Origin of the sequence: Vibrio sp. EA2 (assembly GCF_033042495.1) — a bacterium.
GTDB lineage: Bacteria > Pseudomonadota > Gammaproteobacteria > Enterobacterales > Vibrionaceae > Vibrio.
The window spans coordinates 318703-335700 of sequence record NZ_JAWLID010000002.1 but is presented as its reverse complement, the minus strand read 5'-3'; the positions used below and the strand labels follow the sequence as shown (position 1 = coordinate 335700).

General features: G+C 45.2%; 12 protein-coding genes. 3 read left to right on the top strand and 9 right to left on the bottom strand.

Annotated features, from left to right (window positions below; all coding sequences use genetic code 11):
- Window positions 1–67 precede the first annotated feature (67 nt).
- Window positions 68–922 (top strand): MurR/RpiR family transcriptional regulator, encoded by an 855-nt coding sequence (locus RXX31_RS05835; protein ID WP_264901916.1) that lies wholly within the window; start codon window positions 68–70, stop codon window positions 920–922.
- Between the two features lie 67 nt (window positions 923–989).
- Here RXX31_RS05835 and RXX31_RS05830 read toward each other — a convergent pair whose 3' ends face one another.
- Window positions 990–2228 (bottom strand): iron-containing alcohol dehydrogenase, encoded by a 1239-nt coding sequence (locus RXX31_RS05830; protein ID WP_317588153.1) that lies wholly within the window; start codon window positions 2226–2228, stop codon window positions 990–992.
- A 298-nt stretch (window positions 2229–2526) separates the two neighbouring features.
- Between RXX31_RS05830 and RXX31_RS05825 the strand changes: the two genes are divergently transcribed.
- Window positions 2527–2796, top strand: a complete 270-nt coding sequence (locus tag RXX31_RS05825; RefSeq protein WP_014231567.1) for a GrxA family glutaredoxin — start codon at window positions 2527–2529, stop codon at window positions 2794–2796.
- Window positions 2797–2976: 180 nt separating this feature from the next.
- Window positions 2977–4659: an aspartate:alanine antiporter gene (locus RXX31_RS05820; RefSeq protein WP_317588152.1), complete on the top strand. Its 1683-nt coding sequence runs from the start codon at window positions 2977–2979 to the stop codon at window positions 4657–4659.
- Window positions 4660–4744: 85 nt separating this feature from the next.
- Here RXX31_RS05820 and fabV read toward each other — a convergent pair whose 3' ends face one another.
- From fabV to RXX31_RS05780, 8 genes are all read right to left on the bottom strand, one after another.
- The gene (fabV, locus tag RXX31_RS05815) at window positions 4745–5947 is read right to left on the bottom strand and encodes an enoyl-ACP reductase FabV (protein ID WP_317588151.1); all 1203 of its coding nucleotides are present in this window, start codon (window positions 5945–5947) and stop codon (window positions 4745–4747) included.
- Between the two features lie 177 nt (window positions 5948–6124).
- On the bottom strand, window positions 6125–8407 hold the full coding sequence (locus RXX31_RS05810; RefSeq protein WP_317588150.1) for an acyl-CoA dehydrogenase: 2283 nt from the start codon (window positions 8405–8407) through the stop codon (window positions 6125–6127).
- A gap of 82 nt (window positions 8408–8489) precedes the next feature.
- Complete coding sequence (locus tag RXX31_RS05805; protein WP_317588149.1) at window positions 8490–9116, bottom strand: TetR/AcrR family transcriptional regulator; 627 nt, start codon at window positions 9114–9116, stop codon at window positions 8490–8492.
- Window positions 9117–9661: 545 nt separating this feature from the next.
- Entirely contained in the window at window positions 9662–10813 is a 1152-nt protein-coding gene (nhaA, locus tag RXX31_RS05800; RefSeq protein ID WP_317588148.1) for a Na+/H+ antiporter NhaA, read from the bottom strand.
- A 353-nt stretch (window positions 10814–11166) separates the two neighbouring features.
- Entirely contained in the window at window positions 11167–12288 is a 1122-nt protein-coding gene (locus tag RXX31_RS05795; RefSeq protein ID WP_317588147.1) for a lipocalin-like domain-containing protein, read from the bottom strand.
- On the bottom strand, window positions 12288–14741 hold the full coding sequence (locus tag RXX31_RS05790) for an ABC transporter permease (RefSeq protein WP_317588146.1): 2454 nt from the start codon (window positions 14739–14741) through the stop codon (window positions 12288–12290). Before RXX31_RS05790 ends, RXX31_RS05795 begins: the two co-directional genes overlap by 1 nt.
- Window positions 14722–15393: an ABC transporter ATP-binding protein gene (locus RXX31_RS05785; RefSeq protein ID WP_317588145.1), complete on the bottom strand. Its 672-nt coding sequence runs from the start codon at window positions 15391–15393 to the stop codon at window positions 14722–14724. The genes RXX31_RS05790 and RXX31_RS05785 overlap by 20 nt, the downstream gene beginning before the upstream one ends.
- A gap of 192 nt (window positions 15394–15585) precedes the next feature.
- Window positions 15586–16962, bottom strand: coding sequence for an MATE family efflux transporter (locus RXX31_RS05780; protein WP_317588144.1), 1377 nt, complete (start codon window positions 16960–16962; stop codon window positions 15586–15588).
- Window positions 16963–16998 lie beyond the last annotated feature (36 nt).

The following is a 16998-nucleotide window of genomic DNA, read 5'->3' as shown; positions in this document are numbered from 1 at the left end:
GAGAAACCCATGGGTTTCTATCCGTTAACAGAGCCAGCGAGTTGTTCTCTATACCCTCGTGAACACTATGAATACATTAGAAAAAATTCAAAAAAATCTGGAGAATTTCAGTAAATCTGAGCGCAAAGTTGCAGAAGTAATTATGGCGTCTCCACAAACTGCTATTCACTCGAGTATTGCCACGTTAGCTAAAATGGCCGACGTAAGTGAACCCACTGTAAACCGCTTCTGTCGTCGACTGGATACAAAAGGCTTTCCAGATTTTAAACTTCACTTGGCACAGAGCTTGGCTAACGGTACTCCGTATGTAAACCGTAACGTCGAAGAAGACGATGGTCCTGATGCGTACACGCATAAGATTTTCGAATCTACGATGGCTTGCCTGGATGTAGCGAAAAACAGCCTGGATGCGATGCAAATTAATCGTGCTGTCGATTTGCTGACTCAAGCGAAGCGTATTTCTTTCTTTGGCTTAGGTGCATCCTCTGCGGTTGCCCGAGACGCACAAAACAAATTTATTCGCTTTAATATTCCAATCACTTGCTTTGAAGATATCGTCATGCAACGCATGAGCTGTATTAATTGCAGTGATAATGATGTGATTGTTTTGATCTCTCATACTGGCCGTACTAAAAGCCAGGTCGAAATTGCGAACCTTGCTCGTGAAAATGGCGCTACGGTGATTGCGATTACAGCGAAAGACTCGCCGTTAGAAAAGGCAAGTTCTTTGGCGATTACGCTCGATATTCCTGAAGATACGGACGTATACATGCCAATGGCTAGCCGCGTTGTACAGATGACGGTGATCGATGTATTGGCAACAGGCTTTACGCTTCGTCGAGGTACGGGCTTCCGTGAAAACCTCAAACGAGTGAAAGACGCACTAAAAGACAGTCGCTACGATAAACTCAGTCAGTACTAATTATGGTTATAAGGGGAGCAATTCAGCTCCCTTTATTATTCCCTGTTCCCTAATATTCATAAACGCTTTATTCATCTACGCTTGTCAGATCCGTTCTTGATTCCAGCACCTCGACAGAGCCAGCTTGCGGAACACCTTTCACATCAACGTTGTCACTGCAATCACATACTTGTTTAAGAATGTAGACAAGACGCTCCTGATTCAGAGGTAATGGATTCCCCTTAATCGCAACAGACTTAAGTGCATCACTCGCTACCTGCTCAAACGAAGTCTGACACACGCCAAATTGTCCAAGAGAAGGTAATTCTAACTTATCAAGTACCATTTTCACCCAAAGCACGCCATCATGTTCATGCGCATTTGTACGACCTGTAACAAGCTGGGCAAGCTTTCTATACCGGTTAATCACGTCGGTTCTGCCCGCTGTTTTCGCGACGTTGATATTCTCTTGCATCACATGTGGCGCTAAACGCGCGGTTATCACGCTATGAGGTGCGTTAAGCTTTCCACCGAGTGCCGAAGCCAGGCCATGCGCAGCACCAAGTTTTGCATTAGTGATAGCCATACCACCGAGCAAAGCCGCAAAGGACAAATCAGATCGTGCTTTATGGTCGTTATGTTTACACCCTGCGATGACTGAGCGACTTAACCGGCGCAAGCCTTCTTCACACACCATATCTGTTAACGGGTTTGGCTCACCACACACATAGGCTTCCATTAAATGGGTAAACGCGTCCATTGCACCACGCCCAGAGGTGTATGGATCCGTGTCATAAGTTAACGTCGGGTCGACAATCGCAACGTCCGCGAGCATATCCGGGCTTCTAAGGCTGACTTTCACTTTATCTTGCCCAGATTTTAATACCGCATTTCGAGTCACTTCAGACCCCGTACTTGCGGTAGTTGGAATCGCGATAAAATGCAGAGGTTTTGCCTTTAGCGGTACATTTCTGCCAACGACTTCAACATAGTCATAAACATTGCCATGGTTAGGAATAATAGCCGCTAGCGCTTTCCCCATATCAAGCACGCTACCTCCACCAATAGCAATAACCATATCAGGCTTAAATTTTCGGCCCAGTACCGCGGTCTCCTCCACCATGGTGATATTTGGCTCACCAGTAATCGCGACATGCTGATATCGCATACTCTGTGCTTTGAGGTAATTAAGAATCGGCATTGCCCTTTGCTTGTCCTGGCCTGTGACCAACAATACGCTGTAGCCGAATTGGTTGATGATGGATAACGAAGACTGTAAAGCACCTTCACCGAAAATAATCCTGGTTGCAGTCATGAACTGAAACATACACTTCCTCCTACAAACAATAACTGCCAATAGATTGCTACGATTTACAGTAAAAAAAGTTGACCAATTCCACCTTGCCATCAATAACCCTATAAAACATATGCTTTTATGCGGTAGTTCACATAGTGAATATAAGAAGATTTTTTGTTCAATAGTTTTAGCCTATGAAACCAAGAGGCAATTGCTACTTTATTTCCGTATTTGGATCGGGCATAGTTAGCCAAGTGAAAGAGAGCCACTTAACCAACGCGTTTTTGTCTGCTTTCAAAAAAGAATAGATTTAGGAGAAATTAAAATTATGTTCGTTGTTATCTTCGGTCGCCCAGCATGTCCTTACTGTGTTCGTGCAAAAGAGCATGCAGAAACGCTAAAAGCAAAACGTGATGACTTTAACTACCGTTACGTTGATATTCACGCTGAAGGCATCTCTAAAGCAGACCTTGAGAAAACAGTAGGCAAACCAGTTGCAACTGTTCCTCAAATCTTCATCGACCAAGAGCACATTGGTGGTTGTGATGAGTTTGAAGCTTACGCGAAAGAGCACCTAGGTCTATTCGACGTAGCGTAATAACAAACTAGAATTTCTTAAAAGCCGCTTCATATTGCGGCTTTTTTATTAGTTTTCATAGAGTTATTTCCCTAAGTCAACTAATGGAAAAACATAAAAAAATTCACTTATCTTTTTGCTATATTTAGTTACAATTCCCCACTCTAATCTTTCTTGGCACACACTATACCGAGCCACACAGTGAACATAGACGTCGTATATCTTCTCGAACAAAACCCTATCCTTCTAATCTTCGTCGTATTAGCCATCGGCCTTGCCTTCGGAAAAATCCGATTTGGTAAATTACAACTAGGTAACTCCATCGGAGTTCTCATCACTTCACTTATCATGGGCCACTTGGGCTTCTCTTTTAATGCTGAAGCGTTAACTATTGGATTTATGCTATTTATCTACTGCGTAGGTATTGAAGCAGGTCCCAACTTCTTTGGTATCTTTTTTAGAGATGGTAAGCATTACTTTATTCTCAGCATGACCGTTCTAGTTACCGCGGTCTGTTTAACTTATGGATTAAGCCACTATTTTGGGCTCGATTTCGGGCTTTCAGCAGGTATGATGGCGGGCGCATTAACCGCAACCCCTGTACTTGTGGGTGCACAAGATGCACTTAACTCAGGTTTGGCAACGATACCACGCAACATGGACTTTTCTCTGGTATTAGAAAATTTATCCGTTGGTTACGCAATGGCTTATCTGATCGGCTTGATCAGCATGATCATGTTCGCCAAGCTGTTGCCAAGGCTGCAGAAACAAAACCTGTCTGACTCAGCACAACAAATCGCTCAAGAGCGTGGTCTGGGTAATTCAGGGCAACGAAAAGTCTACCTGCCGATCATTCGTGCGTATAGAGTGGGGCCAGAATTGGTCGACTGGACTGACGGTAAAAACCTCCGTGAACTGGGCATCTACCGCCAAACAGGCTGTTACATTGAGCGAATTCGCCGTAATGGTATTCTCGCCCACCCTGATGGTGACGCCATCCTCCAAGAAGGCGATGAAATTGCACTGGTTGGTTTCCCGGATAGCCACGCTCGACTGGATTCCAGTTTCCGCAACGGCAAAGAAGTCTTTGATCGCAACTTGCTGGACTTGCGCATTGTTGAAGAAGAAATCGTGGTAAAAAGTGACGCGATAGCTGGTAAACGTCTATCCGATCTTAACTTGTCTGAGTTTGGCTGTTTCCTGAACCGAGTCGTACGCGCGCAGATTGAAATGCCAATGGATTTAGACATCGTGCTTGCTAAAGGTGACGTCCTTCAGGTCAGTGGGGAAAAGAGTCGAGTGCATGGTCTTGCGGAGAAAATCGGTTTCATATCGATCCATAGTCAAATGGCCGATCTACTGGCATTTTGTAGCTTCTTCATTCTTGGCATTATGTTTGGCCTGGTCACAATGACCTTTGGCCAGGTGTCATTCAGCTTGGGTAATGCGGTAGGCTTACTGCTTTCCGGTATTACCTTGGGATTCTTGCGTGCCAACCACCCTACTTTCGGTTATGTACCACAAGGAGCGCTGAACATGGTTAAAGACCTTGGTTTAATGTTCTTTATGGTAGGTATTGGTCTAAGCGCCGGTGGAAAAATGTTCGAGCATCTGACGCAGGTAGGTCCGAAAGTCATTGGCTTAGCCTTTATTGTCAGTGTGGTTCCTGTGGCACTGGCGTATGTAGTTGGCGCTTACGTCCTCAAAATGAACCGAGCATTGCTTTTCGGTGCCATTATTGGTGCTCGCACGTGTGCGCCAGCCATGGATGTGGTTAACGACTATGCGAAGTCGACCATTCCGGCACTTGGTTACGCAGGTACATACGCAATTGCGAACATCTTAATGACATTAGCGGGTACGATTCTCATCATATTGAGTTAATTAGGCAAACATCAAACATAAAAAAGGCGCTCAATGAGCGCCTTTTTTACTATATAAATTTTAGAAACGACCTAAACAATAGCCATTAGATTTGGATGAAATCTGCTTCTACTGCTGGGTTTACGTCTGCTTCGTAATCCACACCGTCAACACCAAAGCCGAATAGCTTCAGGAACTCTTCTTTATACTCGACGTAGTCCGTTAGCTCTTTTAGGTTTTCAGATGTAATTTGTGGCCATAGGTCACGACAGTGTTGCTGGATGTCTTCACGAAGTTCCCAGTCGTCCAGACGAAGACGGTTCATGTCGTCCACCTCTGCCGCAGAGCCATCTTCTTTGTAAAGACGTTGGCTGAACATACGGTAGATCTGTTCCATACAACCTTCGTGTACGCCCTCTTCGCGCATCTTCTTGAATACCATTGCAATGTACAGTGGCATTACAGGAATGGCAGAACTTGCCTGAGTCACAACAGATTTAAGAACTGCAACGTTCGCGCTGCCGCCGTTTTCTGCTAGTTTCTCATTTAGCGCTGTTGCAGCACGATCCAGATCCATTTTCGCTTTACCTAGCGCGCCATCCCAGTAGATTGGCCAAGTTAGCTCAGTACCGATGTAGCTGTATGCAACTGTTTTACAACCATCAGCCAGTACACCCGCTTCAGAAAGTGCGTTGATCCAAAGTTCCCAGTCTTCACCGCCCATTACGGTTACTGTGTCTTTGATCTCTTCTTCTGTTGCAGGCTCAACACTCGCTTCGATGATCACGTCTTTGTTGGTATCAACCGCGGTAGAAGTGTAAGTTTCACCGATTGGTTTTAGAGATGAACGAATTAGTTCACCCGTTTCTGGTAATTTACGTACTGGAGAAGCCAGTGAGTAAACCACCATATCAACCTGACCCAAGTCTTCTTTGATCAGCTCGATTGTTTTCTCTTTTGCTTCGTTTGAGAAAGCATCGCCGTTCAGGCTTTTCGCGTACAGACCTTCTTCACGTGCCAACTTTTCGAAAGCAGCAGCGTTGTAGAAACCTGCAGTGCCTGGCTTCTTCTCTGTGCCTTCTTTTTCAAAGAACACACCGATAGTTGACGCACCGCCACCAAATGCCGCAGCGATACGAGAAGATAGACCGTAGCCACTTGAAGCACCCACAACAAGAACGCGCTTTGGTGCGTTTTCAATTGGGCCTTGCGCTTTCGTGTAAGCAATTTGTTCTTTTACATTTGCTTCACAACCAACAGGGTGCGTTGTAGTACAGATAAATCCACGAATTCTAGGTTTGATGATCATATTCAACTTCCTTTAAAAAACCTTGTAAGGATAAAAGTTTCGCTCGGCGTTCGCATCTAATTTCTGTAAAAATGCTTCGAAAATGCAAGTGGTTGGAGCACTCTACTCTCATTTTTGAACGAGCTAAACAAAAAAGCACCTCAAAGAGGTGCTTTCATCGATAACTCAATTCGCTCGTTAAGCGGCTGAATTAAGATGTGACTTTTTTGGCGCATCCGTACGAAGTTCCGAAAAGTCGTGGCTAAAGTGGTCGACTTGAATCGCCTTGTAGCGTAATTTGTCTGCAGCTTTAATCTTATCAACTTCTTCCTGAGTTAAAACGTCAGCTTCTAGCGCTTGTTGTAAACGATCATTCAGCAGACCTTTACGAGCAACCTTACCATCTTTAACGCCCTTGATAAGCTTACGCTCTAAAGGTTTGATATCGTACATCGCTAGGAAAGCTTTCTCCATCAAACCGATATTGTCATCTTCTGCTTTACCTACATAGCATAGATGTGTCAAGCGATCACGCTGTGCACCAGGCGTCATCATCGCCTCTGCAATGCGCATGCTCAGCTCATCGCTAGGCTTGTTGAAGTGGTTGCCCAATGGGAATAGCAGCCCCTTAAGTACTCCACCAACGTATTTCACTGGGAAGTTAGTATAAGCTTCGTTTAGTGACTTAGCCGCATTGTACAAACAGTGCTGAACTGCGTAGTGGACGAAGTCTAGATCGCCTTGCTGACGGCCTTCATCTTCGTATTTCTTAAGTGCTGCTGATGCCATGTATAGGAAACTCAGACCATCACCTAAACGAGCCGAGATCATCTCTTTACGCTTCAGATCGCCACCTAGTGTCAACATAGCGAAGTCTGCACTTACAGCTAGATCTCGGCTTAGACGCGTGATGTCTTTGTAGTACTTCTTCGTTGGACCGCTCATTTCCGCTTTGATAAAGCGAGAACCTGTTAGTGCAGCACCCAATGCGCCAAATGTATTTCCGGTTGCATGCTTGATGTGTTTGAACAACAAGTCATCAAATTCTTTTGCGCCCTGCTCTGTATCTGGGTTTGCTGCGGCTTCCATCTCTTTTAGGACGTATGGATGACAACGCGTCGCACCTTGACCAAAGATCATTAGGTTACGAGTCAGGATGTTTGCCCCTTCTACAGTAATCGCAACTGGGATACCAACGTAGTGTTTCGCCAAGTAGTTCATTGGGCCATCTTGGATAGCGCGACCTGCGTGAATATCAAATGAGTCATTTAGAAGTGTACGTGCCATCTCAGTCATATGATATTTAGCAATAGCGGTTACGATACCCGGCTTCTCTTTCATGTCTAACGATGTGGTTGTCAGTGTACGTGTCGCTTCAAGCAGGTAGGTTAAGCCACCGATACGACCCATCGCTTCTGCCACACCTTCGAATTTGCCGATAGACATGCCAAACTGTTTACGCACGTATGCATAGGCACCTGTCGTTCTTGTCGTCAAGTGTCCAATAGCCGCGCCAAGTGCTGGCAATGAGATACCTCGACCCGCAGACAGACACTCAACCAGCATGCGCCAGCCTTTACCTGCGTAATCAGCACCACCAATCAACCAGTCCATAGGGATAAAGACATCTTCACCACGCGTTGGACCATTCATGAACGCTGAACCTAGTGGGTCGTGACGTTCACCAATTTCAACACCTTCGTGATCGGCAGGAATCAGCGCACAAGTAATGCCAACATCTTTCTTGTCGCCAAGCAAGCCGTCAGGATCCTGTAGTTTAAATGCCAAACCAAGAACCGTAGCAACCGGTGCTAGAGTAATGTAGCGTTTGTTCCAGCTAAGGCGAACACCAAGGACTTCTTCACCTTTGTGGTTGCCGTAACAAACGACACCCTGATCGGGAATGCCGCCCGCATCAGAACCTGCTTCCGGGCCAGTAAGCGCGAAACATGGAATATCAGTACCGTCAGCAAGACGAGGCAACCAGTAATCTTTTTGCTCTTGTGTACCATAGTGAGATAGAAGCTCACCTGGACCCAATGAGTTTGGTACCATTACCGATACAGCCGCACTGATGCTTCGGGTCGCAATGCTCGAAACAATCGTCGAGTTAGCAAGTGATGAAAACTCACGACCGCCATATTCCTTAGAAATAATCAGAGACAAAAAACGCTCTTTACGCAAAAACTCCCATACTTCTGGAGATAAATCTCGATCATCTTTAACGATCTTTTGATCATCAAGCATTTCAAGTAGCGTTTCGAGTTCATTATCCATAAAGGCTTGCTCTTCTGCTGTTAGCGTCGGAGTTGGATAATGGTGTAGGGTTTCAAAATTTGGTTTGCCGGAAAATAGCTCTGCGTCCCACCATACGCTACCTGCTTCCATTGCTTCTTTTTCCGTGCTGGACAGCGGAGGTAGTACTTTTTTAAACATCTTAAATGCTGGGTCACTAATCCATTTTCTTCGTAGAGAGCACATTGTTCAGATCCTTTTGTTCACGTCACCGTTTACGGCATTAATTTATTATTGGTTTAACTGTAAGCTTACTTGGTCTGGTCTATTACTTCGCTGACATACCTGCTGACAAGTAAGGAATTAACAAGTCGACGACCGACTTAATATCGGCTTCTTGACCGAATTTACTTTCCGCAAGCTCTGATAGTGCTTGACTGGATGCCATCGTGAAAACACACGTTCCCAGCGTGAAATGTAATCGCCAGAACAGTAGCTCTTCCGTTAGCTCTGGGTTTGCTTTCATGATAGAGGCAGTAAATAATTTCAATACTTCTTCGTAACGAGTGGTGATGAACCAACGCAAATGCCCTTGCACGTCCGTATAGCCTCGACCTAGTAACAGCATAAATAACGCGGTGCCATTTGGTCTGACTTCATTAAGTGTACTTAGTGGCAATCTTAGCGATTCAAACACTTCTTCCATTGTGTAGCTATCGCGTGTATTCAGCTCGATAAGAGAGGTTTTGATACTCGGCATCAACGCTTCTAAGTATCGGTCTAAAACTGCTCTAACCAGCGTCTTCTTATCGCCAAAGTGGTAATTTACCGATGCAAGGTTTACATTCGCTCTGCCAGTAATGGTTCTCAGTGATGTATCATTGAACCCATACTCTGCAAACAACCCTTCTGCGACATTGAGTATTTTTTCTTTTGTTGAAGTTCTCGGGGCCATTTTAATCACTCGTATTAAACAACTGTTTAAAATATACCTCCAAACAGTCAGGTTAACAAATGATTAACATCACATTTTCAAAATATATTCTTTCACTGACATTACCTAACGCTTTAAAAGCATAACTGTCGAACAAGGTTGTTCCCGTATGCACACGTTAAACACCAGGAGCGGAGATAATTCGGTGGCGTGCAGGAAACAACGGCAGGTGATACTCCCCAGAAATACAATAACTTAAATAGTCACCTCAAAATACTTGACCCGTCAGGAAAATAATTTTCAAAAAAATGGAACTGTTCGGTAAAAGCCAGGTCTGAATATATGTAACAACTAGGGCATTATAAGTTTCACTGGCCGTCAAACTTTTCCATCTGATTGTTACGTTGCTGCTTTTTTCTTATTAACTCCTATGTTTGTATCCGCCCAGTCAACATTTCGACTGGGCTTTTTTTCGTCTGTCACTTTTCTTCAGTACTTCGCTTTTCTGGCTTACAGACATAAAAAAACCTCCCATTTGGGAGGTTTTTCATTTACTTACGCGCTGCTTACGCTTGTGCCTTTTTTGGCAAAGATAGGTGCAGTAACACGTAGCCAAGTATTGCAGCTGTCGTTGACCCCATCAAAATACCCAACCTTGCGTAGGTATCGAACTCTGGACTCACATTTCCGAATGCGAGTGACGAGATAAAGATAGACATCGTAAAGCCAATACCACAAAGCACAGAAACCGCAAAGATATGTTTGAAACTGATACCTTCCGGTAGTTTCGCCACGCCAAGTTTCACTGCTGCCCAACTGAAGCTAAAAATACCCAGAGGCTTACCAAGCAGTAGACCAAGCGCGATACCCAATGGCAGCATTGAAGTTAGGCCAGATAGAGACACGCCTTCTAACGAAATACCTGCGTTTGCAAATGCAAACAGCGGAAGAATACCAAACGCCACGTATGGATGAAGTGCATGCTCCATATGTTTAAGCGGAGAATGTTCCCCCGGCTTACCTTGCAGCGGGATAGCAAAACCGATTACGACACCGGCAAGCGTCGCGTGAACACCTGACTTAAGTACGGCAAACCAAAGGATCGCACCGACAATCATATATGGTGTTAGTTTTGTCACCTTCTTGGCGTTTAATACGAACAGAACACCGGTCATGACGAAGCCAACTAACAATGCCATTGTCGATAGATCGCCTGTATAAAACAGAGCAATGATGACAACAACCCCTAAGTCATCGATGATCGCCAAAGCGAGCAGGAATACTTTGAGACTAACCGGGACCCTTTTACCCAGAAGTGCCATGATACCTAACGCAAATGCGATATCGGTTGCCGCTGGAATTGCCCAGCCAGAGACCGCTTCCGCGTCACTCGCATTAAATGCAACGTAAATAAGCGCAGGAGCCAGCATGCCACCTACCGCTGCAATTGCTGGGAAGATAGCTGTTTCTTTTGATTTCAACGCACCTTCAAGTAACTCGCGTTTAACTTCAAGACCGATTAATAGGAAAAATACCGCCATCAGGCCGTCATTGATCCAGTGAGACACTGACATGCCTAAAACATAAGTATGCAGAATAGATTGATAAGATTCGCCCAGAGGTGTGTTCGCAATGGTCATCGCAATCGCCGCTGCAATTACGAGAAGAATGCCTCCTGCGGATTCCATTTTGAAAAAGTCACGAATGACATCGTTCATACATTAACCCTTATATTTATTATCTTAATAAACGATAGACAAAGAATGATATGAGTTTATAGCCGTCAGATACTTTAGAATAATCGCTTGTGCAGAGTATAAACTTCGTTATTTCCGATGTTTAATTTGCAACACATCGTATTTTCCAATAGTAACTTTATGGTCATTACGTCTAATTGCATATCGCTTCTTTGCTATTTATTAATCAGTATTACTCACAATCCAGCATAACATGATTAAAACACTTATGATAAACGTCTGGAAACATCAAAGCTGAATACCAAACTATAGGCGTAAAAAAGCCACCTATATGGTGGCTGCATAAATAAAAACGCATTGTCGATAACTGAACGCTAATAGCCAGTCAATTGCATAAATCCCCACGCCTCATTAGAGCCAGATGCTGTGGTAGGGCCTTCCCAATAAGGAATGACAAACGGCAACCACATGCTGGTGTTAACAACACGTGTCGTCAGGTTAATATCGTATTCTGGTACGTTAATGAGCCATTGTAATGGGAGTCGTTTACCGTTCGATAAACTGGTCACTTGTATTGGTTGAATCACAACCTCTTTCTCTGTCAGGTTAATCACTTGACCAGAGCGTGTAGATAAGGTGCCAAATATGTGGGGCATTTGACCATGGTGACGATAGCGGCTGACCGTTAACGCTCTGCCATCATCTAAATTGAACGTAAACCAGTCCCAACCTTGTTGCCCGGCTCCGATTAACCCACTACCCCACTCTTTTTGTGTCCAGGCAGAGCCCGAAACGGGAATCCGTTGGCCATCAATATTCAAATGGCCTTTTACATTAAGAAAAGGCGCACTAAAACTAAATGAGGCAACCGACTGCAAAGCGTGTTTAACCTGGAAACCTCTATCACCGTTAACAACAAAAGGTCCGTTCGTCTGCGTATTAAGGTCAACGCTGAATTCATCTGTCGCGACGACGAGCTTGCCAGGAAAAGGGGTCGAGCCAAGTGAGCGCCAGTTCCAGTTGTCTATCCATAAACTAAATGGACGATTTTGCATCCCAGCCTGACCTATGCCACCTCGCGCAACACGCTGCTCCTTCCATACCTGGGTTCCATGACTGATAACGATATGTGAGATATACAACTGCGGATTTTGCCAGCCTCTTGTTTCACGTTCATCTGTCGCGACTCGAAAGTAGCTCCACTGAACGTTATAAACTCCACCATTCTTACCTTGCAGCTTGGCAAAGTAATTCCACCATTCGTGCTGGTAGTCTGGGTGAAACTTAAAATCTTCTGGCAGTGAGACATGTTTATCAGGTAAAACCGGTTCGAAGATAGTGTTGTTATCTCTGACCAGGATCGAGTTAGTTTCAGTTTCCTGAGTGACGGTTTCTTCTGGCCAAAATGGCGAGTAAACAAAGCCTATCAACAGAGTCACTGCAGCAATAAACAAACCCGTGGCTAAGAAGCGCTTTTTGGAACTCTTTTTTACCACTACAACGCATCCCTTAATGACTTCATCGGTGTACTTTTAATCATTCGAATTACAGGCAAAGCACCTGCTGCCATGATGGCCAGCATTGCCCATGCAATCGTCTTAGCGTATTCCCACGGGATTGTTTGTAATTCCAGTGACCAGCCAAAAGATTGCCTGATAATAATATCCACAATCACATGAGCTAATGCCCAACCAAGAGGCACTGCGATCAACGCCGATATCGCCCCGAACGCGAAGAGCTGTAAGCCGCCAAGTAAAACAAGTTCTTTACCTGACACGCCCATACATCTCAGTAGGGAGAAGTGGCGCTGCCTAGAAAGCTCACCTGCCAAGGTCGCAAAGAAGAGACCGAAAACCGCGATGATAAGAGTAATGTTACCCAGAGTACCTGCGATAGCAAACGTATGATCAAAAACACGCATTGCTTGGCTATAAATATTACTGTCATCAAAAATGCGGTCCTGAGATAAGCGGAACACATTTTCTAACCGGTTTTTCAGTCCTTCACCATTGACGTCATCTTCAAGAACGACGCCAAGCCCCACGTTCCCCGTACCTGCAAAAGCATACAGCCAGTTTCGGTGAGACATCATTACTTGGTTATAGGGGTTGCCGTAATCATAATAGACACCCGCAACTTGCCAGCCTTCACCAAGTGGCGCATGAAGATCAATAACATCACCGGGCCGAATATCAAGCTTCAATGCCATGGATTCGCTAACCATAATACTTTTGCCATGATGTAACTGATACCAGTAACTAGGCACACCCAGCTTAACCGTTAGGGAATCGAGTTCCCCTTCAGAAGCACCAGTGCTCACAACCTGCAGAACGCCCTTATCTGTAGGTAGATCTTTTTCCCAGCGCCACCACACAGAGTTCACTTCAGGCTGCTGTTGTAGCCAACCACTCATACGTGCCGCATTATTATTGTTCGGGTAAACATAGATGTCCGCCGCCAAACGTTGGTTCAGCCATTTGTCGGTCGTATCTCTGAAACTTCCTACCATGGTTTCAACACCGATGTTCGCTGCGAGTGCAAGCATAAAAGCCATGCTCGCAACCCCACGGTAACTCATACTAGCTGCAGCATCAGCGAAGAACCACCGGACACGTACCCAACGTAGCGAGTAGGAAAAACTTTGAAATAGATGCCACATGATAAATGGCATCAGGAGCGCAACACTTAACATCATCAGAGCGACGATGGTAAAGCCAATCTCCTGAGTTTTCGGCGCTTGGTATACGGCGACCGCGGCAACACAGAAAGCACACGCAGCCAATGCCTGCCAAGAGAACTCACGGCCAGCAAAACGCATCAGAGAAAGACGAGAGGATAAGCGAATTGGTTGTGATTTAAGTAGCCTTATCAGCGGCCACAAACACGAAATTAGCGCCCCCATCGCTGACATAATTAAGCTGTATATGCTTGACTTCCATGACCAACCGATAGATAAACCGACGTTAGCGTCATACAAATCGCTTAAACTTGCCGATACTGTTGGAATGAGTTCATTTGCGAGTATGACACCCAAAAAGTTGCCACATGCCCAAGCGACCGTCACGAGAATAGACAGTTCAAGTAATAAAGCTTGCGCAAGTTGAGTTCCGCTTACCCCCGCTTGACGTAATATCCCTACTAAACGTTGTCGCTGAATCAGCGACAAAGACATGGCTTGATAAAAGATAAACAGTCCAACTAAAAACGATAGCATTCCCATCGCCGTTAAGTTCATATGGAATGCTTTCGTCAGAGATTCTAGTTCGTTGCGGGTATTGTGAGTCAGTGTCATACCGTTTGGCAGCATCTTTTTCAATGCGGACAGCTTCTCTTCGGACATATCACCGCATAAGATAGAAGACAAACCAGCGCTGCGCTTCAACATGCGCAGTAAAGAGATATCCGTGATCAACCTCGTGCCTGAAAGCAGACTGTTTTGATCAACTTGAAGCGGCCCTAGACGGCCACCATCGTTCATCTCAATAAAGTCACCATCTTGCCAATTCATGTAAGAAGCCAAGTCTTGACTGATCAAGATAGGATAAGGAGGCTTCATAATTGACAGAATCGGCATGTCCCCTAATGACTTTCCTTGCTGGAGGGGGATCATAGCTACCGGGTCAATACCAACCAGCATCAGATTCATCTCTGACCTAGCGTCTAAATGGATCACATCAAACGGGGCACATTGATTGAAGCCTGCGCGTCGCAGCTGGATATAGAAACCCTGAGGAACTTTATTAGCGGAGTGCTTGGTACTGATTCGATAAGGTAACGGATTAGAGAAAAGTCTCTCACCCGTTGTATAGCTCTGTTTTGCATGCTGGTTAATCGAGGTAACGCCAACCAGAAGAGATACGCCTAAAGTTAAACCTAACCAGACGAGAATAATTTGCAGTGGGTAACGACGGTAATGACCGAGTAGTGCCTTAACTACGGGCCATAACATGCAGTTGTCCCCCTTGAAGTCGGATTTTACCTTCCATATGGTCAGCCACCTTCTCACTATGGGTTACCAGCAACAATGTGCAATTCAGTTGGCGAGCAAGCGTGGTTAATAAACGCATCACCGCTTCGGCATTTCGTTCATCCAAACTTCCGGTTGGCTCATCCGCCAACAAAATTTGCGGTTCCATGTAGAGAGCTCGTGCAATCGCCGCACGCTGTTGCTGACCACCAGACACTTCTTCGGGATAACGTCCAAGAAGAGGCATTAAGTCCAGTGCAGAAAGTATCTGACGCCACAAACCTTGATCTTCAGGTAAGCCTTTTAACTGGCGGCAAAAACGAATGTTATCCGCAATGTTAAGGGTTGGAAGCAGGTTGAATTGCTGGAAGATATTGCCGATATTGTTTCTACGATAGAGCGTTCTTAAATGCTCGGGAGCATCATGCATCGCAAAACCGACAAATTGGATTTCTCCAGAATCTACCGTATCAAGGCCAGCAATCAAATTGAGTAAGGTACTTTTGCCTGAACCACTCTCCCCCATGAGAGCGACTTGCTCACCACGTTGTAATGTTAATTCTGCCCCTTGTAAAACTGGGTGAAACTCTCCCCCATCTACATAGCCTTTACATAGGTCTGACAGTCTTAACATTAATATAGCCGCTCAACAGGTATTTAAAATCGGGGTATGAATCTACACTAAAATCGGACCAGTAGGAAGTATTTTGAATACTAGGTCACATTATCACATCGCAAATGCAACTCGATTCAAGTTATCAAACTATTTTTATTGAAATCAAAAGAAAATTCGTCTCACAAACCAGCCCTTTTTACTTTGGTGTACTTAACTCCCAATCAGGTTTTTCATCCACTTTTTACTTCTCATTCGTGGTAAGGAAATCGTCCACTTCACGACTTCCTCCGTTAAAAAGAGTAAATACACCCATTGCGGTTCCCAACCAAGGTAGATGGCCGCAAAGGCTGCGAGAGGGATACCAATCACCCACTGCGCCAGCACATCCTGATACAGGCAGAACTTAACATCGCCCCCCGCACGCAAAACACCAACAATAACCATCATAGGGATGGAGCGTAGGACAACACCAATCGCCAGAATCATCATAAATTGCTCAGACAAATGGCGTGTTTCTGGCGTCAAAGCGCTGAATGCATTCAATATCCACTGGTTTGAAACCAGTAAAATTAGGGCAACCATCACTGCGATCAACAGATTCAAGATCACCGTTGCCCAAGCCTGATAATAAACGGGATCAAAATTCTTTGCGCCTAACTGGTTACCTACCAAAACTGCAGCTGCATTCGATAAACCTATCATCATAGCCAAGGCTATCGATTCAACGGGGGTCATGACTGAGAGAGCCGCTAAACCTTGCACACCTGCTTGCCCCATAATGGCGTGATAAACAAACAACCCACCAGCCCAAGCCAGAAAATTAAACGTCGTTGGTAAAGACAAGCTGAGAAAACGCGTGATTTTTTCTAACACTAATCCCGCGCGGATGTCATTCCACCCAAATGCAAGAATGTGTTTCTTTGCCCATAAATATCCGAATAGACAGCTCACTTCGATCGCACCGCTGATCACAGTTGCAATAGCCGCCCCGGTAATGCCAAGGGCAGGAAAACCAAGGTGACCGAAAATTAACACCCAGTTCAACAATACGTTCGATACAATTCCAATACCGCTGAAGAAGGTACTTAAGCCCGGTTGGTGCATCGCTCGTAAGCCAACAGCCATACTGGCAACACAAGCCACAGCGAACATACTTGCGGATGAAACCACTAAATAGTTTGCCCCGAGATCAATCACCTGCTGAGAATCTGTGGTTAGGCTCATGATGGGATCAGGAAAGATCACGAATAGTAAAACCGCCATCGCTGCAAACACCATTGCTATTACCCACGTCAGGGATGTACTTTCCCTTACGCCCGCTTTGTCTCCGGCTCCCCAGTATTGAGCGGTTAACAATGCACCACCCGTCGTGACGCCGACTAACATAATGGTGGTGACAAATGTGGCACGAGCAGCCACTCCAACGGCGGCAATTTCAGCCTCACCAAGCTGCCCAAGCATTAATACGTCAACCAGACTACGACTGGAAAACATGATGCTCTGCAGAGTGATAGGAAGTGCTATCGCGAACAAACGGCGTAAGAACGCCTTATCAGCGTGAATTGAGAGTTGAGAAAAAAACGACACGAGCACTCCAGCGACAACTTATTGATAGAATGGGGA

What these genes read in the sequence shown, in the direction of transcription:
- RXX31_RS05790 (WP_317588146.1), bottom strand. Translation starts at nt 14,741, where the DNA reads ATGTTATGGCCCGTAGTTAAGGCACTACTCGGTCATTACCGTCGTTAC.
- RXX31_RS05805 (WP_317588149.1), bottom strand. Translation starts at nt 9,116, where the DNA reads ATGGCCCCGAGAACTTCAACAAAAGAAAAAATACTCAATGTCGCAGAA.
- RXX31_RS05830 (WP_317588153.1), bottom strand. Translation starts at nt 2,228, where the DNA reads ATGTTTCAGTTCATGACTGCAACCAGGATTATTTTCGGTGAAGGTGCT.
- RXX31_RS05785 (WP_317588145.1), bottom strand. Translation starts at nt 15,393, where the DNA reads ATGTTAAGACTGTCAGACCTATGTAAAGGCTATGTAGATGGGGGAGAG.
- nhaA (WP_317588148.1), bottom strand. Translation starts at nt 10,813, where the DNA reads ATGAACGATGTCATTCGTGACTTTTTCAAAATGGAATCCGCAGGAGGC.
- fabV (WP_317588151.1), bottom strand. Translation starts at nt 5,947, where the DNA reads ATGATCATCAAACCTAGAATTCGTGGATTTATCTGTACTACAACGCAC.
- RXX31_RS05825 (WP_014231567.1), top strand. Translation starts at nt 2,527, where the DNA reads ATGTTCGTTGTTATCTTCGGTCGCCCAGCATGTCCTTACTGTGTTCGT.
- RXX31_RS05835 (WP_264901916.1), top strand. Translation starts at nt 68, where the DNA reads ATGAATACATTAGAAAAAATTCAAAAAAATCTGGAGAATTTCAGTAAA.
- RXX31_RS05810 (WP_317588150.1), bottom strand. Translation starts at nt 8,407, where the DNA reads ATGTGCTCTCTACGAAGAAAATGGATTAGTGACCCAGCATTTAAGATG.